Annotated in this window: 17 protein-coding genes; 14 read left to right on the top strand and 3 right to left on the bottom strand. The window is 45.8% G+C overall.

Annotated features, from left to right (window positions below; translation table 11 throughout):
- Nucleotides 1-157 precede the first annotated feature (157 nt).
- Nucleotides 158-1,429, bottom strand: a complete 1,272-nt coding sequence (locus tag BQ8014_RS07615; RefSeq protein WP_080903850.1) for a carboxypeptidase-like regulatory domain-containing protein — start codon at nucleotides 1,427-1,429, stop codon at nucleotides 158-160.
- Between the two features lie 264 nt (nucleotides 1,430-1,693).
- Between BQ8014_RS07615 and ppdK the strand changes: the two genes are divergently transcribed.
- The 6 genes from ppdK to BQ8014_RS07645 all read left to right on the top strand — a co-directional run bounded on the left by ppdK (nucleotide 1,694) and on the right by BQ8014_RS07645 (nucleotide 8,656).
- Nucleotides 1,694-4,414 (top strand): pyruvate, phosphate dikinase, encoded by a 2,721-nt coding sequence (gene ppdK / locus BQ8014_RS07620; protein WP_080903851.1) that lies wholly within the window; start codon nucleotides 1,694-1,696, stop codon nucleotides 4,412-4,414.
- A 230-nt stretch (nucleotides 4,415-4,644) separates the two neighbouring features.
- The gene (gene rfbC, locus BQ8014_RS07625) at nucleotides 4,645-5,208 is read left to right on the top strand and encodes a dTDP-4-dehydrorhamnose 3,5-epimerase (protein WP_080903852.1); all 564 of its coding nucleotides are present in this window, start codon (nucleotides 4,645-4,647) and stop codon (nucleotides 5,206-5,208) included.
- A gap of 6 nt (nucleotides 5,209-5,214) precedes the next feature.
- Nucleotides 5,215-6,360, top strand: a complete 1,146-nt coding sequence (rfbB, locus tag BQ8014_RS07630; protein WP_080903853.1) for a dTDP-glucose 4,6-dehydratase — start codon at nucleotides 5,215-5,217, stop codon at nucleotides 6,358-6,360.
- Between the two features lie 21 nt (nucleotides 6,361-6,381).
- A complete protein-coding gene (locus BQ8014_RS07635; protein WP_080903854.1) occupies nucleotides 6,382-6,933 on the top strand; it encodes a hypothetical protein in 552 nt (183 codons plus the stop codon).
- Nucleotides 6,930-7,646 carry a 2-phosphosulfolactate phosphatase gene (locus BQ8014_RS07640; RefSeq protein ID WP_080903855.1) on the top strand — a complete coding sequence of 239 codons (717 nt, stop codon included), beginning with the start codon at nucleotides 6,930-6,932 and terminating at the stop codon, nucleotides 7,644-7,646. The genes BQ8014_RS07635 and BQ8014_RS07640 overlap by 4 nt, the downstream gene beginning before the upstream one ends.
- Entirely contained in the window at nucleotides 7,643-8,656 is a 1,014-nt protein-coding gene (locus tag BQ8014_RS07645; RefSeq protein ID WP_080903856.1) for a Gfo/Idh/MocA family protein, read from the top strand. The genes BQ8014_RS07640 and BQ8014_RS07645 overlap by 4 nt, the downstream gene beginning before the upstream one ends.
- A gap of 41 nt (nucleotides 8,657-8,697) precedes the next feature.
- On the opposite strand, the gene BQ8014_RS07650 is transcribed toward BQ8014_RS07645, so the two are convergent.
- Together BQ8014_RS07650 and BQ8014_RS07655 are read right to left on the bottom strand one after the other, a co-directional pair.
- Nucleotides 8,698-9,711: an ABC transporter ATP-binding protein gene (locus tag BQ8014_RS07650; protein WP_080903857.1), complete on the bottom strand. Its 1,014-nt coding sequence runs from the start codon at nucleotides 9,709-9,711 to the stop codon at nucleotides 8,698-8,700.
- Nucleotides 9,712-9,745: 34 nt separating this feature from the next.
- On the bottom strand, nucleotides 9,746-11,227 hold the full coding sequence (locus BQ8014_RS07655; protein ID WP_080903858.1) for a glycoside hydrolase family 125 protein: 1,482 nt from the start codon (nucleotides 11,225-11,227) through the stop codon (nucleotides 9,746-9,748).
- A 446-nt stretch (nucleotides 11,228-11,673) separates the two neighbouring features.
- Here BQ8014_RS07655 and katG point away from each other — a divergent pair, with 446 nt between their 5' ends.
- The 8 genes from katG to BQ8014_RS07695 all read left to right on the top strand — a co-directional run bounded on the left by katG (nucleotide 11,674) and on the right by BQ8014_RS07695 (nucleotide 25,658).
- Nucleotides 11,674-13,884, top strand: a complete 2,211-nt coding sequence (katG, locus tag BQ8014_RS07660; RefSeq protein ID WP_080903859.1) for a catalase/peroxidase HPI — start codon at nucleotides 11,674-11,676, stop codon at nucleotides 13,882-13,884.
- A 270-nt stretch (nucleotides 13,885-14,154) separates the two neighbouring features.
- Nucleotides 14,155-14,697 (top strand): RNA polymerase sigma factor, encoded by a 543-nt coding sequence (locus tag BQ8014_RS07665; RefSeq protein ID WP_080903860.1) that lies wholly within the window; start codon nucleotides 14,155-14,157, stop codon nucleotides 14,695-14,697.
- Between the two features lie 79 nt (nucleotides 14,698-14,776).
- Nucleotides 14,777-15,763 (top strand): FecR family protein, encoded by a 987-nt coding sequence (locus tag BQ8014_RS07670; RefSeq protein WP_080903861.1) that lies wholly within the window; start codon nucleotides 14,777-14,779, stop codon nucleotides 15,761-15,763.
- A 210-nt stretch (nucleotides 15,764-15,973) separates the two neighbouring features.
- Nucleotides 15,974-19,261, top strand: coding sequence for a TonB-dependent receptor (locus BQ8014_RS07675; RefSeq protein WP_160150053.1), 3,288 nt, complete (start codon nucleotides 15,974-15,976; stop codon nucleotides 19,259-19,261).
- A 12-nt stretch (nucleotides 19,262-19,273) separates the two neighbouring features.
- Nucleotides 19,274-20,932: a RagB/SusD family nutrient uptake outer membrane protein gene (locus BQ8014_RS07680; protein WP_080903863.1), complete on the top strand. Its 1,659-nt coding sequence runs from the start codon at nucleotides 19,274-19,276 to the stop codon at nucleotides 20,930-20,932.
- A gap of 103 nt (nucleotides 20,933-21,035) precedes the next feature.
- Nucleotides 21,036-22,820: an FAD-dependent oxidoreductase gene (locus tag BQ8014_RS07685; RefSeq protein ID WP_080903864.1), complete on the top strand. Its 1,785-nt coding sequence runs from the start codon at nucleotides 21,036-21,038 to the stop codon at nucleotides 22,818-22,820.
- A gap of 44 nt (nucleotides 22,821-22,864) precedes the next feature.
- Nucleotides 22,865-24,313, top strand: coding sequence for an SGNH/GDSL hydrolase family protein (locus tag BQ8014_RS07690; protein ID WP_080903865.1), 1,449 nt, complete (start codon nucleotides 22,865-22,867; stop codon nucleotides 24,311-24,313).
- Entirely contained in the window at nucleotides 24,288-25,658 is a 1,371-nt protein-coding gene (locus BQ8014_RS07695; protein ID WP_234998008.1) for a GDSL-type esterase/lipase family protein, read from the top strand. Before BQ8014_RS07690 ends, BQ8014_RS07695 begins: the two co-directional genes overlap by 26 nt.
- Nucleotides 25,659-25,662: the final 4 nt, after the last annotated feature.

Raw genomic sequence — 25,662 nt, forward strand, 5'->3', positions numbered from 1 at the left:
CTTTTTTATATGTACGGAAAATTTAACTTTGNGACGGAAGACTTGTTCGAACGTTCGGATGTCTCCTTCTTTTATCTTGTGTAGAACCGTCACATCTGTTAGCATTAGCATAAGATTATCTCTTACAGGTACTATCCAAAGATACGAAAGAGAACAATTACCGGTATTGCTTTTTCAATTTATTTACTGCATTCTCCAGAGATTCCGTCGGCTCGATAATATTGTAGTTCTCCCAAAAGTCTGCGTCTGCAAAATTACTGACCCGATCCGAAAGCGAGAGCGTCGGTTTGAAAGCATCTTGCCTTGGAATTTCGGTGGCCGGGCGGCCAGCCAGGTCTGTGACCACCATCTCCGCCAGGATGGTATAACCGGTAGCGAACAGCCGGCGTTTCCAGTCGCATTTGAATTCTACCTCGTTGCGGACGTAGTTCAGGTAGGATTTTCCGTCCCTTTGCTTGTAGGTGATGATAAAAGAAACGACTTCGGGTTTGAAGCGCAGGCCGAACGGCTTCTTCCGGAGAATCGCCTGCGTTGCCTTGTTGCGGTCGTTCATGCTGAGGAATATCTCCGCCCGTGCAAAGGTCAGATTCTCTTTATCGATATATAGCTTGCCGTAGTAAGGCGCGAAAGGTAGGATCGCCTGTGATTTGAAGTCGATGACATAATTCAGGCGGTCGTCGATCATCGTGATTTCGTTGAATGTGAAAGAATAGTAGGGGAGCGTCAGCGGATCGAAAAGCATATCCCTGTTCTTTACCACGTCCGTGAAGACGGAAAGGTTCGGCCCGCCCTGCAGTTTGACGATCAGCGTATCTTTAGGCTTTTGGCTTAGCAACTGGCGTCCTTTCAATACCTGCACGCGATCCTTTTCGATTCCCTTTTCGTAGGAAGTCTTATAGACTTGGATCACGGCTTCCGCTACATTAATATAGGTACGCCTTTTCTTGATTGTTTCCCGGTAAAAGCCGGTCAACAGGTTATCCTGTCCGCTATAATTTGTCGCGATTTTCCCGATGGCCTGGTTGACCAGTTCCTGGGCATTCCCGCCCAAGACTAAGATTTCCTCCAGAACATTGTCATTGGGGGTCAGAAGAATCGTTTGTTTTTCAGGATTATTTTCCTGGATGGGATAGAGCAGGTTGTAATATCCCAGATGGGAAACTTCGATTCTTTTCGATGGAGGCCATTCCTGTAGCTTTAATGTGAATTCGCCGTCCTCGTTGGTAATCGTTCCCACATGGCTGCCGGGGATGGAGATGCTGGCATAGCTCAGTTTCTTCTTATTCTTTGTGTCTTTTACCACCCCGCTGATGATGAAAAATCCGTTTCCATTGCCGTTTTCCTTTTGAGCGGAAAGGGAAGGACCTACGCTTGCTACCAATGTAATGATCAGTAGTAGGCGGATGATTGAATTTACTGTCGTTTTCATAAGAATTTATATTAATAGGTTCATATCAGATGCCTTTATTAATAAGATCGTTCAACGCCCCGATACCCTATAAAATTTCTCCTGTTTTTATCTGCCAGGCCTCGGAGCCTGTTTTAAACAGTTATTAAATTCTCCATATTTTTCTTCTAAAGATTATTTTATCGTATTGGTTGTAAAACATATGGAAAGTGCTTTTTTATATGTACGGAAAATTTAACTTTGTGCCGTTAGAATTGTCTAAAACCTAAATTACAATATATTATTATGAGTCATAAAAGAGTTTACACTTTTGGAAATGGACAGGCTGAAGGTCGGGCCGATATGAAAAACCTGTTGGGAGGAAAAGGAGCGAATCTAGCGGAGATGAATTTGATCGGAATCCCGGTGCCCCCGGGATTTACTATTACAACAGAAGTTTGTTCGGAGTACTATACCTTGGGGAAAGAAAAGGTAATTGAATTGTTGAAAACCGAGGTTGAAAAGGCTATCGCCAGAATCGAAGGGTTGATGAGCGCTAAGTTTGGGGATGTGGCGAACCCTTTGTTGGTTTCGGTCCGTTCCGGAGCGCGCGCTTCAATGCCGGGAATGATGGACACGATCCTTAATCTCGGATTGAATGACGATGTAGTGGAGGGATTGGCGAAGAAGACGGGAAACCAACGCTTTGCATGGGATTCTTACCGCAGGTTTATTCAGATGTACGGGGATGTCGTAATGGGTGTGAAACATACGGGCAAAGACGAGATCGACCCGTTCGAGGCGATTATAGAAGAAATCAAGGCCGCTAAAGGCGTAGCATTAGATAATGAATTGGATGTCGACGATCTGAAAAAGATGGTCGCCCGGTTTAAGGAAGCGGTGAAAAGACAGACCGGTTCCGACTTTCCTAACTCTTCCTACGAACAGTTATGGGGCGCCATTTGCGCCGTCTTTGATTCCTGGATGAACGAACGCGCCATCCTGTATCGCAAGATGGAAGGCATTCCGGCGGAATGGGGAACGGCGGTAACTGTGCAGGCAATGGTATTCGGTAATATGGGCGATACGTCGGCTACCGGCGTTTGCTTCTCCCGCGATGCGGGCAACGGCGAAGACTTGTTCAACGGCGAATACCTCATCAATGCGCAGGGGGAAGATGTGGTGGCCGGCATACGGACTCCACAGCAAATCACCAAAATAGGTTCCCAACGATGGGCGCAGTTAGCCGGAATTCCGGAGGACGTCCGTCGGCAGAATTATCCGTCCATGGAAGAAGCCATGCCGGAGATTTATAAAGAGTTGGACGCCATACAGACCAAGTTGGAGGATCATTACCGGGATATGCAGGATATGGAATTTACCGTTCAGGAAGGAAAACTCTGGTTCCTGCAAACCCGTAACGGGAAACGTACCGGTGCGGCGATGGTCAAGATCGCCATGGACCTGCTGAGGCAGGGAGTCATTGATGAAAAGACGGTTTTGTCGCGGATCGATCCCAATAAGCTGGACGAGTTGCTCCATCCGGTTTTTGACAAGAAGGCGCTGGCCAAGACCAAAGTCCTGGCGAAAGGCTTGCCTGCATCTCCCGGAGCGGCGACAGGGCAGATCGTTTTCCTGGCCGAGGATGCGGCAGGATGGTATAACGATGGAAAAAAGGTCGTTTTGGTACGGATAGAAACTTCTCCGGAGGATTTGGCCGGGATGGCTGTGGCCGAAGGAATCCTGACGGCGCGCGGCGGAATGACCTCCCATGCGGCGGTTGTCGCCCGGGGAATGGGGAAATGTTGCGTCTCCGGGGCCGGAGAGTTGAAGATAGATTATAAGAAAAAGACGCTACAGGTAGGTTCGACAACGCTTCATGAGGGCGACTTCATTTCTCTCAACGGAACGACCGGAGAAGTGTATGAAGGGAAAGTGGCGACCAGTGCAGCGGAATTGTCCGGCGATTTTTCCGACTTGATGAAGCTGGCGGATAAATATACAAAACTACAGGTGCGCACCAATGCGGATACTCCGCACGATGCCGAGGTAGCACGCGCTTTCGGCGCTGTGGGAATCGGGCTTTGCCGTACCGAACACATGTTTTTCGAAGGGGATAAGATAAAGGCGATGCGTGAGATGATCCTTTCGGAAACGCAGGAAGGACGGAAAAAGGCGCTGGCCAAGATACTTCCCTATCAACTGGCCGATTTTAAGGGCATTTTCCGGGCGATGCACGATCTGCCGGTGACAGTCCGCTTGCTCGATCCTCCCTTGCATGAGTTCGTTCCCCATGACCTCAAGGGGCAGGAAGAGATGGCAAATGCGATGGGGGTCTCGGTGGAATATATCCACGAAAGGGTGGAAGCCCTCAGCGAACAAAATCCGATGCTGGGGCACCGGGGATGCCGTTTGGGGAATACTTATCCCGAAATTACGGAAATGCAAACCCGGGCAATCCTGGGGGCGGCTCTCGAATTGAAGAAAGAGGGGATCCATGTCTTCCCGGAAATTATGGTTCCGCTGATCGGTATCCTTTATGAGTTTCTGGAACAGGAAAAGGTGATTAGGGAGACGGCAGAGCAATTGTTTAAGGAAATGAACGACCGGATCGATTACAGTGTAGGCACGATGATCGAAGTGCCTCGGGCTGCCCTGACAGCCGATCGGATCGCTTCTTCAGCCGAATTCTTTTCGTTTGGAACCAATGATCTGACGCAAATGACATTCGGATATTCAAGGGACGACATCGCTTCTTTCCTTCCGATCTATTTGGAAAAGAAAATTTTGAAAGTCGATCCTTTCCAGGTATTAGATCAGAAAGGGGTCGGGCAGTTGATTCAAATGGCGACCGAAAAGGGTCGTGCCATCCGGCCGAATCTGAAGTGCGGTATTTGTGGAGAACATGGCGGGGAGCCTTCTTCCGTGAAGTTCTGCCATAGAGTCGGGCTGAACTATGTTTCTTGTTCGCCATTCCGGGTACCTATTGCCCGGATTGCGGCCGCACAAGCAGCGATTGAGGAATAGTGATTTATTCTGAAAATCGCCCGAAGGTCACCTGCGGAAAAGAATTTTCTTGCGCAGGTGACCTTTTTCTTTTCCGGTTGCCGGGCGAAGGCCGAGAAATATCGAAAAACGGTAACCTTAAAATAGGCCGTAAGCAATTAAATTTATAGCTTTGCGCTAACTTAAAGCAGAGGAAGGATGCAGCGGGCGGATGGATCGCCCGGTATTCTTTTGCGAATAATTTAAGAACAATGGAATATATCGAAACAAAGCTTCCGGGAGTATGGATTATTGAGCCGAAAGTATTCAGTGATGCACGAGGCTATTTTATGGAGGCCTTCAAGCAAGCCGAATTTGACGGAGCCATCGGTAAGGTGGCCTTTATTCAGGATAATGAGTCTTGCTCTACTAAAGGAGTCCTTCGAGGGTTGCACTATCAACTGGCCCCTTTCTCACAAGCAAAATTAGTACGGGTGATCAAAGGCTGCGTGCTGGACGTGGCGGTCGATATGCGTGTCGGTTCTCCTACCTATGGGAAATATATCAGCGTCGAGTTGTCTGAAACGAATAAACGGCAGTTATACATGCCGCAAGGCTTTGCACACGGCTTTCAGGTACTGAGCGACGAGGCGGTCTTTATTTACAAAGTGGATAACCCTTATACGCCGTCGCATGAGCGGGGGATCCGTTTCGATGATCCCGAACTGGGTATCGACTGGCGGATTGCCGATCCTTCCGGAATCATTCTTTCCGGGAAAGACAGAGAAGCGCCGCTTTTCAGAGAGGCGGAAAATAATTTTACCTATTCTAAATAGTATGTTATGAAGAATTATTTAGTGACCGGAGCAGCCGGCTTTATCGGAGCTAATTTCCTGAAGTATCTTTTGGCTACCTATCCCGATTGCCGGGTGATCGCATTGGACTTGTTGACGTATGCCGGTAATCTGAAGACTATCGAGAAGGATATGGAAGACAATCGCTGTACTTTCGTGAAGGGAGATATCGGCAACCGTGTACTGGCGGATTCCCTATTCGCACAATATGCAATCGATTGTGTTGTGAATTTTGCGGCGGAAAGCCATGTGGACCGTAGCATCGAAAATCCGCAACTCTTTCTTGTTACGAATATTCTGGGAACGCAAAACCTGTTGGATGCCGCCCGCAGCGCCTGGACTACCGGCAAGGATGCCAATGGATATCCCACCTGGAAGGAAGGCGTTCGCTTTCATCAGGTTTCCACCGATGAAGTGTACGGTAGCCTCGGTGCCGAAGGGTATTTTACGGAAGAGACTCCGTTGGATCCGCGCAGTCCGTACAGCGCTTCCAAGACCAGCGCCGACCTGTTTGTCAAGGCTTACCATGAGACCTACAAGATGCCGGTCAGCATCACCCGTTGCTCAAACAATTACGGGCCGTATCATTTTCCGGAGAAATTGATCCCCCTGATTATTAAAAATATATTGGAAGGTAAGTCATTGCCGGTCTATGGAGACGGGAGCAATATACGGGACTGGCTCTACGTGGAAGACCATTGCAAGGCGATCGATAAGGTGATACACCACGGACGTTCCGGTGAGGTCTATAATGTCGGGGGACATAACGAACGGAAGAACATAGAGATTGTCCGGACGGTGATTACAACGATGCGCCGGTTGATGACCGAAGAACCGGCGTACCGTCAGGCACTGAAAAAGAAAGTGCCCGGCTCCGATGGTCTCTGGTCGATCGATTGGATTAATGAGGATTTAATTACTTTTGTCAAGGATCGCCTGGGGCACGATCAACGTTATGCCATCGATCCGGCTAAAATCACCCGCGAGTTGGGCTGGCGACCGGAGACGGACTTTGAAACGGGAATTGTCAAGACCGTACGCTGGTATCTGGAACATCAAGATTGGGTGGATGAAATTACTAGCGGCGGCTATATGCATTACTATGAGCAGATGTATGGCGGCCGGGAATTATAACAGGTTTTATTTTAGGTAAAAATGAAAAAAATAAAGTATTTGTTAAGTGCGCTTGCGGCAATCTTGTGTTCGGCTATTTTGCTCGCATCCTGCGAAGACGAGAAGGAATCAAGTAAAAACGACGAAATACTCGGAAGCTGGAAGGTCAGCGCTTTTATGACGGATAATGACAATTTAAACGGACTCCTGCCCGTTATCCTGTCGCAGGCCGGAGTGAATCTTCCGGGAACGATAATTCAGTTTAATCCGGAATTCAAGGCGAAGGTTTCCGTACCTACCGCCGAGGGGGCATTGGAAAAAGAAACCCGCTACAATTTCAACGGGGAACAACTTGCCTTTACGATCGAGGAGATCGGAGGGCTGCCGGTGAATGCTTTCGATGTCCCGTCTTACTCTTCGCAAGAGATGACCTTGGTGCGGAATATCTCCTCGTTGGAAATCAAAGCCATGCTGGAGTTGCTCAAGGCGAAGAACGAGCTTCTGGCAACCACGTTGAAAACCCTCCTGGGGGAGAGCTTGGAAAAAGGATTGAAAATCACAATTACGATTGTAAAAACGGGAGAGACGGAATGATTGTAGATGTTTGTTTTTCACCGGTATTATATCCTGTCTATCATCGGCCGGAGGCGATAGCCGTTGTTGTCGATGTGTTCCGGGCGACCACCACCATGGCGGCGGCTTTTCGGAACGGAGCGCGTACGATCCGTCCGGTTGCCACGTTGGAAGAAGCGATGGCTTATAAAGAACAGGGCTGGTTGGTCGGTGCGGAGCGAAATGTACGGAAATGTGACTTTGCCGACTTCGGCAATTCCCCTTTTGACTATACGCAGGAAAAGGTGGCGGGCGAGGATCTCGTCTTCACGACAACGAACGGAACGAAGACGATTACGGTAGCGCGCGGAGCCTACCGCGTGATAACCGGGGCGTTTACCAACTTGGAGGCGGTGGCTGATTATTGTCTCCGTGCGCAGCGGGATGTGGTAGTCGTCTGTTCCGGTTGGGAAGATAAGGTGAATATCGAAGATACCCTTTTCGGCGGAGCCTTGGCGGAGGCTCTATTGTCGAAAGGCTATCGTTTGGGCGGAGACAGCGCCGTGATTGCCTTGGACATGTGGCGGCAGAACCGGGCGGATTTACTTGCCTATATCGGACGTACCGAGCATATTGAACGGTTGCGCAGGAACGGCCTGGCCGACAGCGTGCCGTACTGCCTGACCCTTAATCTTGCTCCAGTCGTCCCGGAGTTGGCAATCGAAAGCGAAACGCTGATTTTACATAAGAAATGAATAAGACAGATAAAATACGATTCGGAGTGATCGGAACCAATTTTATCACCGACTGGGTGATTGCGGGTGGACGGGAAGACGCCCGGTTCGAATTGGCAGCCGTGTATTCCCGCACGGAAGAAACGGCCCGGGCCTTTGCTGCAAAGCATCGTATTCCGCATACCTTTACTTCTTTGGAAGCAATGGCCGAAAGCTCGTTAATCGACGCGGCCTATATCGCTTCGCCGAACTTCCTTCATGCCAGGCAAAGCATCCTGATGATGGAGCATGGCAAGCATGTCCTGTGTGAGAAACCTCTTGCCTCGAATGCACGCGAAGCCCGGCGGATGATTGAAGCCGCCCAAGCCAACGGGGTCGTTCTGATGGAAGCAATGAAACCGACCCTGACTCCCGGTTTCCGCGCCGTTCAGGAGAATTTGTCCCGCCTCGGCGCGATACGCCGTTATTTCTCTTCTTATTGCCAGTATTCTTCCCGGTATGACAAGCTGAAAGAAGGAATTGTGCTGAATGCCTTTAAGCCCGAACTAAGCAATGGCGCCATCATGGATATCGGGGTCTATACCATCTATCCGATGGTCGTCCTTTTCGGCCGGCCGAAAGCGATCCATGCCTCCGGCATCCGCCTGTATACAGGAGTTGACGGTCAGGGAGGCGTCAATTTTGAATACGAATCTATGAATGCTACGGTCCTCTACAGCAAGATCGCCAACTCGGCCTTGCCGACCGAAATCCAAGGGGAAGAAGGAAACCTGACTTTGGATCGTATCAATATCATCAGCCGCATTACCTGGACGCCGCGCCTTGGGGGCGGGGAAGAAGACCTGACGCCGGGACATTCCCTGAACGAATATTATTACGAAGTGGCCGAGTTTATCGATCTGATCTTATCCGGTCGCAAGGAGTCGGCGGTCAACAGCCTGCAAAATTCCCTCATCACGTTGGAGATCCTCGATGAGGTGCGCCGTCAGTTAGGTGTCGTCTTCCCGGCAGACCGGGAGGATATGTTATAGGGATATTGTTTTTCTTTGCTGTAGCCTCTTCCCGGAAGCGTTTACCGGGTAACAATTTCAGCTAAAAGTTCTTCAATCGTAACAGCGGTCGCTAAGACTTTGTCTTCTTGGGAGATGAGAAAACCATTGTCTACGGCTTTAATCGAGAGAGGTGAGTCGGCTTGCCGGGACGCGTTGATGCCATTTCTGAGCAGGGCCTTTCGTGCCATCAGATAACGTTGGCCATGTCCGGACAATTTGATTTGTCGGTCGTATTGGTTTTCGATTTTGAAGAGGCCTGTTTCCTGGTCGAAAGAAATGCCTTTCCGTGTAAAAAAATTGCTCAGGCTGCCATCCAGCGACAAATCCTCCGGCGTTCCGATCCGCAAGCCTGCCTGTGAATCCATCAACCAGATTTTGTCTGCTATCTGTAGGGCCAGTTCCAGATCATGTGTGGAGAGGAAGATCGTTTTGTCCGTCTGCCGTGACAATTGATGCAGCAACTGCATGATCTCCACTTTGCTGGGGAAATCGAGAAAGGCTGTCGGTTCATCCAGCAATACGATCGGAGTTTCCTGGGCAAGCGCTTTAGCAATCATGACTTTCTGCCGTTCCCCATCACTTAGTGTATCGATCATGCGCTTGCCCAGCGATTCGATCTTCACCAGAGCAATGGCTCTGTCTACTACCTGCTCGTCCTTTTGTTCCAGTTTTCCCCAGAAGCCGGTATAGGGACTTCTTCCCAATCCCACGACTTCCCGGACTTCCATATTTTTTATATCTAACTTCTCTGTCAATACCACACTGATCAATTTCGCCAATTCTTTTTCGGAATATGATGAATTGTCCCTGCCCAGAATGCAAATCGTCCCGGAGAGTTTAGGTTGGAAAGCGGACAAGGTGCGGAGTAAAGTCGACTTGCCGGTACCATTTGCTCCCAGCAGGCAGGTCAGTTCCCCCTGGTAGATTCCCGACGTAATTCCTTCCGACACAACCTTTCTTTTATTTCCGGAAATATATCCGATGGACAGGTTCTTTAGTTCAATGGTAAGTTTTTTCCTTAAATTCTCACTCATTTATTTCTTTTTTCCAAACAATATGGAGAATCAATCATTCAATGCTATTGAGCAAGTCGACTTTGCCTTCATTGACCAGCTCGACGATCAGTTGGCCGAAAAGGGAATTTTGCCAGGCAAACCAGGCGCGGGTGAATTTAGCCGGATCGTCCTTGTGGAACGATTCGTGGATAAAGCCGGTATCAGCGTCGGTATCCATCAGCATCTTAACGCAGGCTTTGATTTCCTCATCATCCTGGCTGGTGAATGCCTTGGAGAGGATACTCATCGGCCAAGGCATATCATAGCCGATATGCGGGCCGCCGATCCCTTCGCCGGCTTTTCCCTTGAAAAAGTACGGGTTGTCTTGGCTCCAGACAAAACGGCGGGTGTTTTGATAAATGGGATCGTTTGCCCCCATGGCTCTCATGAAGGGCAGAGAAAGCAGACTCGGCATGTTGGCATCGTCCATCAGGTATTGATTGCCAAATCCATCTACCTCATAGGCGTAAATTTTACCGTATTTCGGATGATCGTAGATTGCATATTTCTTCAGCGCCTCTTCCACTTCCTGTGCCAGGTCGGTACAATCCTGCGCCAGGCTGACGTTGCGGTTCACTTTCGTTAATATTTCGGCCGCTTCACGCAAAGACGTTACGGCAAAGAAGTTCGACGGAATCAAAAACTGGAAGGTGGTAGCGTCGTCCGAAGGACGGAAAGTGGAAACGATCAGGCCGACGGGTTTTACCGGATTCCCATATCCGTCATTGTTTACCGTATCCAGTTGGCGGTCTGTCTTGCGTAAAAAGTGGTAAGGCCCCTTGCCTTCTTTTCTTTGTTGCTCCTTAAAAGTCTTCACAATGATCTCGATCATATCGGCAAAGTCTTCGTTGAAGGCACTGGCGTCGCCCGTTACCTTCCAATACTCATAAGCCAGGCGGATCGGATAGCAGAGCGAATCGATTTCCCACTTGCGTTCATGCAGTTCCGGCTTCATATCCGTAATGTCAGACATCCACTCGCTTTTGCCCGGCCCGTCGTTGAAGGCGTTGGCATAGGGGTCGATACGGATCAGCTTGACATAATTGCTCAGTACCCCTTTGATCATCGCTTTCAGTTCGGGATCGCCGTTGGCGAATTGCACGTAAGGGAAGACTTGTCCGGCCGAGTCCCTCAGCCACATGGCATGGATGTCTCCGGTATAGATGAACGTATCATCTTTGCCGTCTACCTTACGGTAATGGACGGTCGTGTCCAATGTGTTCGGGAAACAGTTCTCGAACATCCAGGCCAATTTGGGATTCTTCAACATCTTTTTTATGCGCGCGATCTCTTTTTCGACCGCCTTTGAAGTGAAGAGGCGTTCCCCTTTAAGCGGACGGTTGGTCTTGTTGTAATTAGCCGCCGCAATGGTTGTGTTGTCTCTCTGTAAAGTCAGGCAAGACGCTTGAACCTGATGGTTCCCGGCGACAAACAGGGTTGCGGTTACTGCCCATAGGCATACGTGTTTCAGGGCGGATTTTTTTCTTTGTTGCATTTTCTCCTTAATTCATTAGCTATTTGTACTGATCTGCGCTTCCAATATGAGTGAACAAAAATAGTAATTTATTCTCTTCTTACCATCTCTATTTGTAGCTTCTTTCAACTGACAACCTATTTCCGTTTCCTTGTTTGCAGCTACCGTTGTTTCCTTGTTCCATTATAGTGAAATTCTTTATTCTTATCAGTTTTTTTTATGATTCGGAGTTTTTTATCCCGCTTTTATTAATTAGGTTTGTGGGAAATGATTCTCTGAAAAAGAATTTACCTGTTTTCGGAAATCAAAGCTGTTTTTATTGATATTATGGAGCCATAGGGTGAATTTGCTGATCTTTAAATGGAAAGACTGCGCGACTCTACGAAGTTAAGGTTTCTGTAAACAGAATATTATTATGATTTAATTTTTACCTGATATAATTAGTATAACACATTAAGCGAATTAAAATGGAAACAGAATCTGACAACATTAGCAAATGCCCGTTTCACGGGGGTGCAAAAAAAGTTGCTGTCGGTGGCGGTGGATCAAAAAACAACGACTGGTGGCCAAATCGGTTACATTTGAACATCCTTCGGCAACATTCTTCTTTATCCGATCCTCAGGATAAAGACTATAACTACGTGGAAGAATTTAAGACAATTGATTATGAAGGACTGAAAGAGGATCTTAGGAAATTGATGACCGACTCGCAAGACTGGTGGCCGGCGGATTTCGGACATTACGGACCTCTCATTATCCGTATGGCCTGGCATAGTGCCGGAACCTATCGTATCTTCGATGGTCGCGGCGGAGCCGGTTCCGGCCAGCAACGTTTTGCGCCTCTTAACAGCTGGCCTGACAACATCAACCTCGACAAAGCCCGCAGATTGCTTTGGCCGGTTAAGCAGAAATATGGCCGGAAGATCTCATGGGCCGATCTCATGATCCTGGCAGGAAATGTGGCCTTGGAATCGATGGGCTTCAAGACCTTTGGTTTTTCCGGAGGACGTAAGGATGTCTGGGAACCGGACGAGGATGTCAACTGGGGAACCGCGAAGGTTTGGTTAGGTGACAGACGGGATGAAGAGGGAAGCCTTGAAGAGCCATTCGGCGCTACCGAACTGGGACTGATTTATGTCAATCCGGAAGGCCCCGGAGGCAATCCCAACCCTCTTTTAGCAGCGAGGGACATACGTGAAACTTTCGGCCGTATGGGTATGAATGACGAAGAAACGGTTGCATTGATTGCCGGCGGTCATACCTTTGGTAAGACCCATGGCGCGGCTCCCCAAACTCATCTGGGAGCTGAACCGGAAGCTGCCGGCCTGGAGAATCAAGGTCTCGGCTGGAAAAGTGACTTCGGTACAGGTAAAGGTGGCGATGCGATTACGAGTGGTTTGGAAATAACATGGTCCAGTACTCCGACGAAATGGAGTAGTAACTTCTTTTGGAACCTGTTCGGCTATGATTGGGAACTGACAAAGAGCCCGGGCGGCGCACATCAGTGGAGGCCGAAACATAATGCGGGTGCCGGCTCTATTCCGGATGCTCATGATCCATCCAAACGTCATGCACCGGCCATGTTCACTACCGACCTCGCCCTGCGTTTCGATCCTGTTTACGAAAAGATCTCCCGGCGTTTTTATGAAAATCCGGATATCTTTGCAGAGGCTTTTTCCCGTGCATGGTTTAAGTTGACCCATCGGGATATGGGTCCGAAGTCCCGCTATGTGGGTCCTGAAGTTCCTAATGAAGATTTAATCTGGCAAGATCCGCTTCCGGCGGCCGATTATGAATTGATTGATGAGAAAGATATTGCCGCATTGAAGGCGAAAATTGCAGGATCCGGGTTATCGGTTTCCGAATTGATATATACGGCTTGGTCTTCTGCTTCCACATTCCGTGGTTCCGACAAACGTGGCGGCGCCAATGGAGCACGGATCCGCCTGCTTCCTCAAAAGGACTGGGAAGTTAACAATCCCGAACAATTGGCGAAGGTTTTGAAAACCCTTGAAGGTATCCGACAAGAATTCGACAATGCTCAGTTCAATGGTAAAAAAGTTTCCCTTGCCGATCTTATTGTCTTGGCTGGTAATGTCGCTGTGGAAAAGGCAGTGGGAGAGGCCGGTTACGACATCGCCGTTCCTTTCGCTCCGGGTCGTGTAGATGCCTTGCAGGAACAAACGGATGTAAATTCTTTCAAAGTGCTTGAGCCGATTGCCGACGGTTTCCGCAACTATGTGAAAGGCAAATACAGTGTATTGCCGGAGACTCTGTTGATTGATAAAGCCCAACTGCTGACGCTAACAATTCCTGAATTAACCGTCCTCATTGGAGGTCTGCGTGTCTTGGAAACTAATTTCGATCACTCCAAGCATGGCGTATTCACGGATCGTCCCGGTGTTCTTACCAATGATTTCTTTGTCAATTTGCTTGATATGCGTACGGAATGGAAACCGGTTTCGGATTCTAAGGACTTATTTGAGGGTCATGACCGTAAGACCGGCGAACTGAAATGGACGGGTACCCGCGTAGATCTTGTCTTTGGAGCAGATTCTGAACTTAGGGCTGTTGCAGAAGTTTACGGAAGTGCAGATGCCCATGAGAAGTTTGTCAAGGATTTTGTTGCAGCATGGAATAAAGTGATGAATCTTGACCGTTTTGATTTGGCTCGATAATTTATTTGTAAAAGTAAGACAAGCTCTTAATCCGATCGGAAGTTTTTTGATCTTGTGATCGGATTCTTTCAAAAGAGATATTAAATGTGGATCACCTTTCTACATTATTTTGTGGAAAGGTGATTTTATTTTAAACAGTTATTTAATCCGGCTTTCCTTTATATCAAGGACGGATTCTTTATTGGAAAAATCAAATTCATCTGAAGTTAATCATCATCATTCAAGGAAAAAGCTTTAATTTGTACGTAAAAGATTGCCCGTTTTTAACTAATGAGAGAATCATTCCATATCGAAACAAAACAGTATCAGCATATATATGAGGAATATGCACCCATGCTTCTTCGTTTTGCAGCTAAGTTTGTTTCCTCTTATCATGCGGAAGATATTGTACATGATGTTTTTCTTAAACTTTGGGACAAACAACTCTTTAAACTGGCTGAGGTAGATTTGAAACGGATTTTATATACGGCGACACGTAATGCTTGCATTGATTATCTTCGGCGGTTATCATTGGAACAGGAATTGATAGATAAACGGGTTCTTCAACTGAAATTAGATGAATTAGACTACTTTGAAGCCTCGGATGAAGTTTTTATGCGCAATGACTTATTGGCTGTTTTAATAGGGAAGATAGAGGAACTTCCTCCACGGACACAAGAGGTTTTTAAATTATTTTATTTGGAAGAACTAAAGACGGCCGAAATTGCGGAAAAATTGGCTATTTCCGTCCGTACGGTGGAAAATTTACTTTATCGGGCTCTCCAATATCTTCGAAAAAATTGTTCTCCTTTTTTTCTTTTATTTTTTTTCTGATTCGAGTGAGTAGCTTTTTATTCTCATTCGTTATAATAATAACAAGCGTAAATGTTATGCTGTTTATTATACTTTGTTAATGCAAGAAAAAGAAGAAAATAGAATTATCGGTTATTTGCAAGGAAGTTTATCTCTCGAAGAGAGAGAGGCATTTCTTGAATGGGTGGATGCAGACGAAGCCAATAAAGAATTGTTTTTTGAGATCAAAGCCATATATGAAGCTTGCCTTCCTTTACCGGTAACGGATATGCATTCCGGTTGGGAGCGATTGCTTTGTAAACGCCGACAGCTTTCTGTTCATCCTATTAATTTGTATTATAGGTTCTTGCGCTATGCAGGGGTGGCGATTTTTGCTGTATTGGTTACCTCTACCTGTTTTTTACTTTTTATGGATAAAGAAGACAATTCCCAATCCGTTTGTTTTGTTTCGGGAAATGAGCGGATGGTGAACTCTTTGATATTACCAGACGGAACAAGCGTCAAATTGGGTTATCAGACGAGCCTTTCCTACAATTCCGATTACGGAAAGAAGAAACGCATTGTTTCTTTGGATGGAGAAGCTTATTTTGAAGTAGCCAAACAGAAAGAAAAACCTTTTATTGTCAAGGTGAAAGGACAGGAGATCGAAGCATTAGGCACACGGTTTAATGTATTGGCCTATTCACAAGAGAATGTAAACGAAACCACCTTATTAGAGGGAAGCATACGCCTTACGCTCGACGGGGTAGAAACAAAGCCGGTCTTGTCTCCCGGGCAACAATTGTCCTATAAGACGGATGAAAGGTCCATGGTAATAAGTGATCAAGTCAATACGGCTATGGTAACCTCTTGGACACAGGGATACTATAGTTTTTCAGGAGAGAGTTTGGGGAAAATATTAAAAAGGATAGGGCAAATGTACGATGTCTCATTTTCTTTTCAGTCAAATCGATTGGCGGATCGTTTGTTTACCGGCACTTTTTATCGGGGACAAACCATTCATGAAATTCTGGAAATAATTAACGTGTCAATTCCAATAAATTATAAAATAGAAGAACAAAAGATTACTATCAATGAAAAACGATAAGTCTATTGTCATGTACTTTAAACGAAAAAGCCTATGAAGAAAAACACAAGTTAGAAAAAAAAGAAGAGAAAATCCGCCCCGATTTTCTCTTCTGAAGTTGCTTCAATTAAACTTCCTGATAGAGGAACAATGTTTAATCTTAAACTTATCAAATATATGGAAAAATATCATATAGTTGCTTTTGATGACCTAAAAAGAACTATAAAAATTATGAAAATAGCTACGCTATTGCTGATTATCAGCTTTTCTCAAATTGTTGCTTCAACTTATGCACAAAAAACGATGCTGAATGTTCATGTTAAAAACGGAACATTAGAAAATGTTATTAAGCAGATTGAAGACCAGTCGGAATTTCTTTTCTTTTACGGTTTGGATGATGTTGATAATCATCGGCAGATCTCAATAAACAAACATAATTGTTCGATTGAAGAAATATTGAATGAAATATCCGATGATACCGGATTAAAGTATACGATTAAAGATCGGCATATCATTTTGTCAGGCCAAATGAGAGAAAAAGTTTCGCCGGAAAGAGCGGTAATTTCTGGTATCGAACAGAGCAAAAGGAAAGTAACCGGAGTTGTAGTGGATGCGTTCGGAGAACCGGTTCTTGGCGCTAATGTCCAGATAAAAGGAACGACACAAGGGACAATTACCGGCTTGGATGGAAAATTTTCTTTAGATGCCTCGGAAGGAGATATAATGATTGTTTCTTTCGTCGGTTATTTATCACAACAGTTTGTATTATCTCAAAAATGGAATTTTGAGATTACATTAAAAGAAGACACTCAGGTTTTGGATGATGTAGTGGTTGTCGGATATGGAGTTCAGAAGAAAGTGAATTTAACAGGTTCGGTTTCTTCTATTAGTTCCCAAGATCTTATCAAACGCCAAGTCGGACAATCTTCTATGTTGTTGCAAGGGATTGCACCAGGGGTGACGGTCACTCAATCGTCCGGGCAGCCGGGAAAAGACGGAGGAAGCATCCGCGTCCGTGGCGTAGGAACATTGAACAACGCCAATCCATTGATCTTAGTGGATGGAGTCGAAATGAGTATTGACAATGTCGATCCGAATTTGATTGAATCTATTTCCGTGCTGAAAGATGCGGCTTCTTCTGCCATCTATGGATCCAGAGCAGCCAATGGAGTTGTTCTGGTAACGACCAAACGTGCAAAAGAAGGAGAGTTCTCTGTCTCTCTCAATAGTTATGCCGGTTGGCAAGAGCGGACGAATGTACGTAAACCGGTAAATGCCATCGAACATATGACGATGTTAAACGAAGCTTATACGAATGTGGGTTCTCAACCTTTATACAGTGAAGAATATATTGAAACGTATAAACAGAATATGGTGACTGATCCGGATAATTATCCTAATTTGAATTGGCAGGATGAACTGTATACGGGAAGTGGCTTTCAAAATAATCATTTTTTGACAATCAATGGAGGTACACAGAAGATGAGAGTATTGGCCGGTTTAGGTTATTATAGCCAGGATGGCTTGATCGAAAATACGGACTATAAGCGTTATACTGCACGATTCAATACGGATATGACTCTTTCGGATCGACTGTCTATGAAGTTTGATATCTATTTGCGACATATGGAGACGAAGGAACCGGGTGCCGGAATTGACGAAATTATTTATTGGGCAAATCGTATGCCGGCGACACAACCAAACAGATTGAGTACAGGCTTAAGAGGTATTGGCTGGGATGGCGACAATCCGTCGGCAATGGCTGAAGAGGGAGGTTTTCGGAAGGAACAAAAGCCTTCTGTGGCCGCAACAGGCGGATTGAATTTTAAAATCACTGATTTTTTAAATTTTGATGTCAATTATTCTCTGCATTATGTCCAAATACTGAATTCCGTTTTTAATCCTATTATAAAGACTTATTACCCGAATTCGACGTTGGCTTATGAAAAACCGAATATTGCTTCCTTGACGGAAACGAGAACTTCTACGTTGAATAAGGACCTTAAATTACTTTTGAACTTTAATAAGACATGGGGCAGGCATAATTTAGTCGCTTTAGCCGGTTTCTCCCAGGAAGATTATGGAGATGATGCGATATCAGGCTATAGAGATAACTTTACTTTTCCTCAATATACGGTGTTGAATGCCGGATCTAAGGAGAATCAAAAAGCATCCGGATCCGGAACGCAATGGATATTGCAATCCTATTTTGGACGTGTTAATTATGATTTTGCTTCTAAGTATCTTTTTGAAGCAAATGTTCGTTACGATGGATCTTCCCGTTTTGCGAAAGGACATCGATGGGGAATTTTCCCCTCTTTTTCAGCCGGATGGAGGATCTCAGAAGAGGCTTTTTGGGATAATTTACGTGAATCCGTACAGAACTTGAAAGTGAGAGCATCTTGGGGAGAACTGGGCAATCAGTTCAATTTGATTGGTAATTATCCTTTTGCTTCTTTTGTAAGTTACAATACATATGCATTAGGTGGTGTTGCTACATCGGGAGCGGCTATTGATAATATGGGAAATTCTCTTATTTCCTGGGAAACGACACGCACTTTTGATCTGGGGTTGGATCTGACTTTTCTTCAGAATAGATTGAATGTAACGGCTGATTACTATATTAAAAAAACGTCTGATATTTTGATGACATTAGATATCCCCAAAACGGTAGGATTGGTTGCTCCAGTACAGAATGCCGGCGAAGTAGAAAACAAAGGATGGGAACTGAGTGCTTCGTTTCAGGATCATATTGCTGATTTTAGATATAATGTCGGATTCACCTTGTCCGATGTGAAAAATAAAATATTGGACATGAAAGGCGTGAAGAAGACGGGTCTTACAGTGAACAATGAGGGATATTCCATCAATTCGTTATATGGTTACAGGGCGATAGGATATATTACTGAAGATGACTTTGACGCTAATGGAACCTATACAGGACCGGCGCAGTTCGGGAAAATAGCTCCAGGAGATATAAAATATTTAAATCTTAATGGGGATAATGTGATTAATGCGGAAGATCAGGAAATCATAGGAAGTACAATTCCGCGATACACGTATGGCGTTAATCTCGGAATGGAATATAAAGGTTTTGATCTGTCGATGTTTTGGCAAGGAGTTGGCAAGGCGGATGGATATCTGAATCAACAGGCTACTATGCCTTTTTATTGGGGAGGTACCGCTATGGAAATGCATAAAGATCATTGGACTCCGACAAATCAGAATGCCGCTTTTCCCCGTTTTGCTTTTAACCAGACGAATAATGAACAGAATTCCACCTTTTGGTTGAAAGATGCTTCTTATTTGCGTTTAAAGAATATGCAAATCGGATATACATTACCTGTTTCTATTATAAAGAAGATGCATTTGAAGTATTTGCGATTTTATGTAAGCGGACAGAATCTTTTGACTTTTGACCATTTCTGGGATGGATATGATGTGGAGGCTCCTATAGGGCGTGGAAGTTTCTATCCTCAAGTTAAATTATATACAATCGGAGTGGATATTAAATTTTAAATACGAAAGGCAATGAAAACGATAATAAAATATATAAGTATCTGTTTGACTATTGTAGGTGTATTTTCTTGTAGTTTGGATCGATATCCATTGGATGCACCCTCCGATCAAACATTTTTAGCGACGGAGAACGAATTGGAAATGGCTCTTACCGGATGTTACAATCAACTTTATTTTGGGACGGAAGCAGCTTATAATATAACTCTTTATCCTATTATGGATGTATATACCGATATTGCCTGGGAGAGGGCAGTAGCGAGTGTCCAACAGCTTGGATCAGGAATAGCCGATCCGGATAATACGCAGAGTTTAGCCATATGGACTCAAGCTTATAAAGCGATCGGACGATCGAATTTCCTATTAACAAATATGTCTCGTGCGAAAGACGTGACAAATCCGGATGTTTATAATCGTATTGCGGCGGAAGCAAGGTTTCTTAGAGCTTATTGGTATATGCTATTAACCGAATTATACGGAGATGTTCCTTTAATTCTGGAACCCCAAACTTTAACTGAAGCCGAAGTTGCCCGCACTCCTAAATCTCAGGTCGTGGATCAAATGCTTCAGGATTTAACCGAGTCTGAGATTTTACCTGCGGAAGTTTCGGTCAAAGGGAGGATCTCCAAGGGGGCCGTTTTAGCCCTCAAGGCTAAGATTGCCTTGTATAACGAACGATGGGAGGTCGCAGCGGATGCGGCTGAAAAATGTATGAAGTTAGGTGTTTATCAGTTGGACAAGAACTATGAGGATTTATTTACAAATCCGGGACAAGCTGCCTCCAAAGAAATAATCTTTTCTCTTCAATTAGATAAAACCGTTTGGTATCATAATATTGCTTTGGGCTGTAATTCCCGGATGACCAGAGGATATAGCAGCAAAGTACCTACACAGGCGATGGTTGATTCATATGAATGTACGGATGGGTTATCCATTGATAAATCTCCTTTATATGATCCTTTAAAACCATTTGACAATAGGGATTCCCGCTTAAAAGTAACGATCCTGGTCCCGGGAGAAGTCTATGGCGGATATCAGTTTGAAACGCATCGGGATAGTATAAAATGTTGGAATTATAATACGAATCCGGCGACGCGGGTGGATAACCAAGATGCTTTGAATGCGTATGCTTCTTTCACCGGATATATTTGGAAAAAGTATACTTATATGGAAGATGCAGACGCCTTGAACCGAAGTACGGTTAGTTTTATTATGCTTCGTTATGCGGAAGTCCTTTTGATGTATGCAGAATCAAAGATAGAGGCTAATCAAATTGATAATAGTGTTTACGACGCTATAAATCAGGTGCGGACCCGTGCGCAAATGCCCGCTTTAAAGCAAGGATTAAGCCAGGCGGAATTACGGAGTGCCGTTCGGAAAGAACGTAAATATGAATTGGCACTGGAAGGGCATCGATTATTTGATATACGCCGTTGGAAGATTGCAGAGAAGGTTATGCCGGGCGAATTATTAGGACGTATCCCGAAAGGACTTCTTTCCAATGCTCCGGCAATAGATCAATGGGGAACTCCTGATTATCGTAATGTTTCTAATAAATCTGAGATGCGGGTTATAGAAAACCGGTTATTTGATCCCGCACGGGATTATTTATATCCTATTCCCCGGATTGAGATGGAAACAAATAAAGCTTTAGTTCAAAATCCTAATTATTAAAAAATAACAGGCTGGACCATTATTGAATATTTTATGCAAAGGCTGTCCAAAATCATTTTGGACAGTCCTTTGTTTTGTTAAGTTGAATAGAATTAGATAAACTATGAAAGGAAAGATAATCTTATTTGTCCTATTTTTGATTGGTGTTGCGCTAGGCTCGAAAGGTCAGGGCCTGTTAATCGAGACAGAGCAGTTTCAAGAAAAAGGCGGATGGTTGGTCGACGCCCAGTTTGTCGATCAAATGGGTTCCCCTTATTTACTTGCACATGGCTTGGGTGAACCGGTGGACGATGCGGTAACGCAAGTCATTTTTCCTGAGAAAGGACATTATAAGGTTTGGGTGCGCACAAAAGATTGGGCTCCGTTTCCTGTTGGTCCCGGAAAATTCAAAGTAATTATCGATGGGAAACCGCTTAAGCCTGTTTTCGGAGCTAACGGAGAAAAAGGCTGGCGTTGGTACGAAGGAGGAACGATTCATGTTTCGAAGAGAGAGATTGAAATCCGACTGCATGATTTAACCGGCTTTGAAGGGCGTTGCGATGCCATTTATTTCAGTAAAGATCCGGATGTGACATTACCGGATGACTGCAATTTGGATAAATTCCGGAAAACGGCCTTGTCTCTTTCCCAAACTCCCCGTAACGAAGGGACTTATGATTTGGTTGTTGTCGGTGGAGGAGTTGCGGGGATCTGCGCTGCTATACAAGCGGCCCGGTTAGGCGTCAGGGTGGCATTGATCAATAATCGTCCTGTATTGGGAGGAAACAGCAGCTCGGAAATCAGAGTCGGGACAGTAGGCGATATGACTCAAAACAAGTATCCGAAATTAGGGCAGATCGTTCGTTTGTTAGATAATTCTATCGCCGGATTAGGGGGCCGGAATGAAAAAGAATACGGGGATCAACAGAAATTGGAATTAGTATTAAAAGAAAAAAATATAAGTCTTTTCAGTAATATGCATGTTAACCGGGTCATTTGTGAAGGAACCCGGATAAAATCCGTTATTGCACTTAATCTAAACACATTGGAAGAACACTCTTTTTCCGCCCGTTTGTTTTCAGATTGTACCGGGGATGGAATGGTGGGTGTCTTGGCGGGTGCGGATTATCGTTATGGACGTGAAAGTAAAGCGGAAACCGGTGAAGCGGACGCTCCTGAAAAACCGGATTCTTTAACGATGGGAACTTCCAATCAATGGTATGCGACAAATATAAACGAATTCAGTTCTTTTCCGATAGAGGATTGGATGCTGCCATTTACGGATGATTATCACTTTGATATAACCCATTCCGAGTGGAATTGGGAAACGGGATTTGGAAATTTTCATACCATTCGCCATGCGGAAGAGATCAGAGATCATAATTTCAGGGCAATCTATGGGAACTGGGCCTATTTAAAAACTCATAAACCGGAACAATATGGAACCTACAAGTTGGATTACCTGGCCCATAATGCCGGGAAACGGGAATCAAACCGCATCTTGGGGGATCTTATTTTATCTCAGCAGGATGTTGTCGGGAAAAAGGAATATCCTGATGCCGTTATAACAACAACCTGGGGGATTGATTTGCATTATCCCGATCCGGAGAACTCGAAAAGGTTTCCCAAACAAGAATTTGTGGCCTATGCCGTTCATCCTGACAAATTAAATGATGTCTATACCTTTCCCTACCGCTGCCTATACTCCCGGAATATCGATAATTTGTTTATGGCGGGACGTAATATCAGCGTTACCCATATTGCCTTAGGTACGGTACGCGTACAACATTGCACCGGCATGATGGGCGAGGTGGTTGGTATGGCTGCTTCTATCTGTATAAAAAGGAATTGCTTTCCCCGTAAAGTCTATACTTCTTATTGGAACGAGATGATCCGATTATTGGAGTGATTCGAATATTATCTCTATCTTTGTCGCCTGGATGAAAAAGTTCAATGGACGCAAAGAATAATTTTGGCCGTTTACGCGCCATCTTACTGATCGCTTTAGCCATTTGCCTGGGCCTTTATTATTTGCCTGATGAGGTAGGAGGATTTAGGATTAAAAAGGTTGATTTCCTGTCTGATTTACGGGTGAAGCCCGATGCTTTGTCGCTGGATTCGTTACGGAAACAATTGGATGAAGTGGATTCCCTGCAGGTGGATTCCGCGGCTATCCGGGATTCATTAATGATGGCAAAAGGGATCGATTCTACCGGCTTGGCCATGCGCGATTCCCTCTATGCGTTATTAGCCTCGGATAGTAAGGCGGATTCCGCCGGAACGTGTATAGAGGATTTCTCTCCCGGGCACACCGGCTTGAAACGTTTTTATGCTGCATTAAATAAGATCAATACGCTGAACCGTCCGGTCCGCGTAGCTTTTCTCGGGGATTCTTTTATCGAAGGCGATATTGTGGTAGCGGACTTTCGTTCGCAGCTACAAAGCCGGTTTGGAGGGGAGGGGATCGGATTCGTCCCGGTCACCTCGGAAGTGGCTAAGTTCCGCCCGACGATCGAGCAAAAGGCAAACGGTTGGAAAACCTGGTCGAAGTTGACCGACCATTCCCACGCTTATACGCTTCCCTGCCTTCTGTTTGAACCCGTGGAGGAGGGGGCGACGGTCTCATTCAAAACGGTTAAGCGATATTCCGGCCTGGCGAAGGCCTCCCAACTGAAATTTATTTATACGAAAAACCAGGCGACCGTGATGTCGCTCGTTGTAAACGGAGGCGCAGATACGATCCGCGAGACGCTTCCCCCGGCAGAAACGGTTATGCAATATCAAATGAACGGCTCCTTTACAAGCGGCAGCTTTACGTTTACCCACACGGAAGGCTTTCAGGCCATGGGATTCGTATTGGAAGACAACCGGGGAGTTGTGGTCGACAACTTTTCACTTCGGGGAAATTCCGGCGCCATACTCGGAAGCTTGGATGTGAAGGCAAGCCATGATTTTGCCAAGGTCCGGCCGTATGACTTGATTATCCTGCAATATGGCTTGAATGTCGTGAATGAAGAAACGCTGTCCTATAACTGGTATCGCCAGAAGATGCTCAAAGTGATCCAACATGTACAAGAGTGCTTTCCGAATGCGGATATACTGCTGTTGGGCGTTTCCGACCGGAGTTGGCAGGCGGACGGCGAATTTAAAACCATGCCGGCGGTACTTTCCCTCTTGCATGCGCAGAGACAATTGGCCAAACAAAGCGGAGTGCCGTTCTGGAATGTGTTCGGGGCGATGGGTGGCGAAAACTCCATGGTCCATTATGTAAATAATAATTGGGCGAGTAAGGATTATACCCATTTGAGTTTCCGCGGAGGCCGGGAAATTGCAAATAAATTAGTTAAAGCAATCTTACACGAAAAGGAGATCATAGATGAAATGGAAAAAACAACCGATTGATAAATACCTCATGCCTGCCATGCCCCTGCTGATGGTCTTTTTATTGGGATTGAACCTGTTGGCATCGGAAAGAAGCAATGATAAGGTGGAAACCGACGCTCTTCTCCATTCCTGGCGGAAAATGGATTCGATAAAGACGCATCTTCCTTTTGCGATCGATTCGCTCTGTTACATTCAGGACGAGAAGCATACGCTGGATCCTTTCCTTGCACAACTGGATTCGCTTTTGGCCGGGAAGGATACCGTTGTCCGGATTGTCCATCTGGGAGATTCCCATTTGCAGGCCGGATATTACAGTGGGGAGGCCATGCGGTTGTTGCAAGAACAATTCGGTAATGCCGGGCGCGGCTGGATCGCTCCCTTTAAGTTATCCCGGAGCAATGAGCCTGAGGACTATTTCATCCGATCCGTTGTGAAGGAATGGAAAGCCGGGCGCTGCATCCAGAACAGTCCCGCCTGCCCATGGGGCATCGGAGGGATCGGCATCGAAACCATGTCCCCGTCGGCAACCTTCACCTTCGGAGTTACGCCGGAAAAAGGCGCAGGCTACGATTTTAAGGAAGCTATACTTTACCGGGCGGAAAAATCGATGCCGATGGTGCCGTACGGTACCGATAAAGATTCCGTCCGGGTTTTTCGCGCCGACACACTTTGTGCGCCTGATATTCTCGCCGATACGTTCCGCCTTTCTTCCCTCACGGCTTCCCTCTCCCTGGAAAGCACCCGCCGCAAACAGGGCACCGACAGCTTGCTTCCGGCCGAGTTGTTCACAAACCGCTATTACGGTTTTTCCCTAAGCAATGGAAAACCGGGGCTCCTGTACCATACGATTGGCGTGAACGGAGCCATGTACGTGAACTATACGAGTGAAACTTATGTGAAACAGTTAGCCGTCCTGAAGCCGGCTTTGCTGATTATTTCCTTGGGAACGAATGAGGCTTTCGGGCGCAACTTTACCGAGGAGGAATTTACCGGGCAGATAGATGCTTTTCTTCGCCTGGCGAGGAAAGAAATGCCGAACACGGTCTTTCTCCTGACGACTCCCGCAGAATGTTACAAGCGGATAAGGATCAAAAAGCGCCGCCGGTATGTGCGTAACGAATCAATGGCGAGGATGGCCGGCGCGATAGCCCGGTATGCCCAATCGGAAGGAATCGCCTGCTGGGATTTGTTTGCCGCCACCGGAGGGAAACAATCCTGCAAACTTTGGCTGAATGCAGGCCTTTTCCGTGCGGATCATATCCATTTTACGCAGGAAGGATATAAGGAACAGGGGAAATTGTTGTATAAAGCGCTTGTTCGTTTAAAAAAAGAGGAAAAAAAGGAGGACGCCATAACTAATTAAATAC

It is taken from the genome of Parabacteroides sp. Marseille-P3160 (genome assembly GCF_900162725.1).
GTDB lineage: Bacteria > Bacteroidota > Bacteroidia > Bacteroidales > Tannerellaceae > Marseille-P3160.

Excerpts from the sequence above, each read along its gene's own strand:
- BQ8014_RS07695 (WP_234998008.1), top strand. The coding sequence starts at position 24,288 with ATGAAATGGAAAAAACAACCGATTGATAAATACCTCATGCCTGCCATG.
- BQ8014_RS07655 (WP_080903858.1), bottom strand. The coding sequence starts at position 11,227 with ATGCAACAAAGAAAAAAATCCGCCCTGAAACACGTATGCCTATGGGCA.
- BQ8014_RS07690 (WP_080903865.1), top strand. The coding sequence starts at position 22,865 with ATGGACGCAAAGAATAATTTTGGCCGTTTACGCGCCATCTTACTGATC.
- katG (WP_080903859.1), top strand. The coding sequence starts at position 11,674 with ATGGAAACAGAATCTGACAACATTAGCAAATGCCCGTTTCACGGGGGT.
- rfbC (WP_080903852.1), top strand. The coding sequence starts at position 4,645 with ATGGAATATATCGAAACAAAGCTTCCGGGAGTATGGATTATTGAGCCG.
- BQ8014_RS07680 (WP_080903863.1), top strand. The coding sequence starts at position 19,274 with ATGAAAACGATAATAAAATATATAAGTATCTGTTTGACTATTGTAGGT.
- BQ8014_RS07635 (WP_080903854.1), top strand. The coding sequence starts at position 6,382 with ATGAAAAAAATAAAGTATTTGTTAAGTGCGCTTGCGGCAATCTTGTGT.
- BQ8014_RS07650 (WP_080903857.1), bottom strand. The coding sequence starts at position 9,711 with ATGAGTGAGAATTTAAGGAAAAAACTTACCATTGAACTAAAGAACCTG.
- BQ8014_RS07675 (WP_160150053.1), top strand. The coding sequence starts at position 15,974 with ATGAAAATAGCTACGCTATTGCTGATTATCAGCTTTTCTCAAATTGTT.
- BQ8014_RS07640 (WP_080903855.1), top strand. The coding sequence starts at position 6,930 with ATGATTGTAGATGTTTGTTTTTCACCGGTATTATATCCTGTCTATCAT.
- BQ8014_RS07615 (WP_080903850.1), bottom strand. The coding sequence starts at position 1,429 with ATGAAAACGACAGTAAATTCAATCATCCGCCTACTACTGATCATTACA.
- BQ8014_RS07685 (WP_080903864.1), top strand. The coding sequence starts at position 21,036 with ATGAAAGGAAAGATAATCTTATTTGTCCTATTTTTGATTGGTGTTGCG.
- BQ8014_RS07670 (WP_080903861.1), top strand. The coding sequence starts at position 14,777 with ATGCAAGAAAAAGAAGAAAATAGAATTATCGGTTATTTGCAAGGAAGT.
- BQ8014_RS07645 (WP_080903856.1), top strand. The coding sequence starts at position 7,643 with ATGAATAAGACAGATAAAATACGATTCGGAGTGATCGGAACCAATTTT.
- BQ8014_RS07665 (WP_080903860.1), top strand. The coding sequence starts at position 14,155 with ATGAGAGAATCATTCCATATCGAAACAAAACAGTATCAGCATATATAT.
- rfbB (WP_080903853.1), top strand. The coding sequence starts at position 5,215 with ATGAAGAATTATTTAGTGACCGGAGCAGCCGGCTTTATCGGAGCTAAT.
- ppdK (WP_080903851.1), top strand. The coding sequence starts at position 1,694 with ATGAGTCATAAAAGAGTTTACACTTTTGGAAATGGACAGGCTGAAGGT.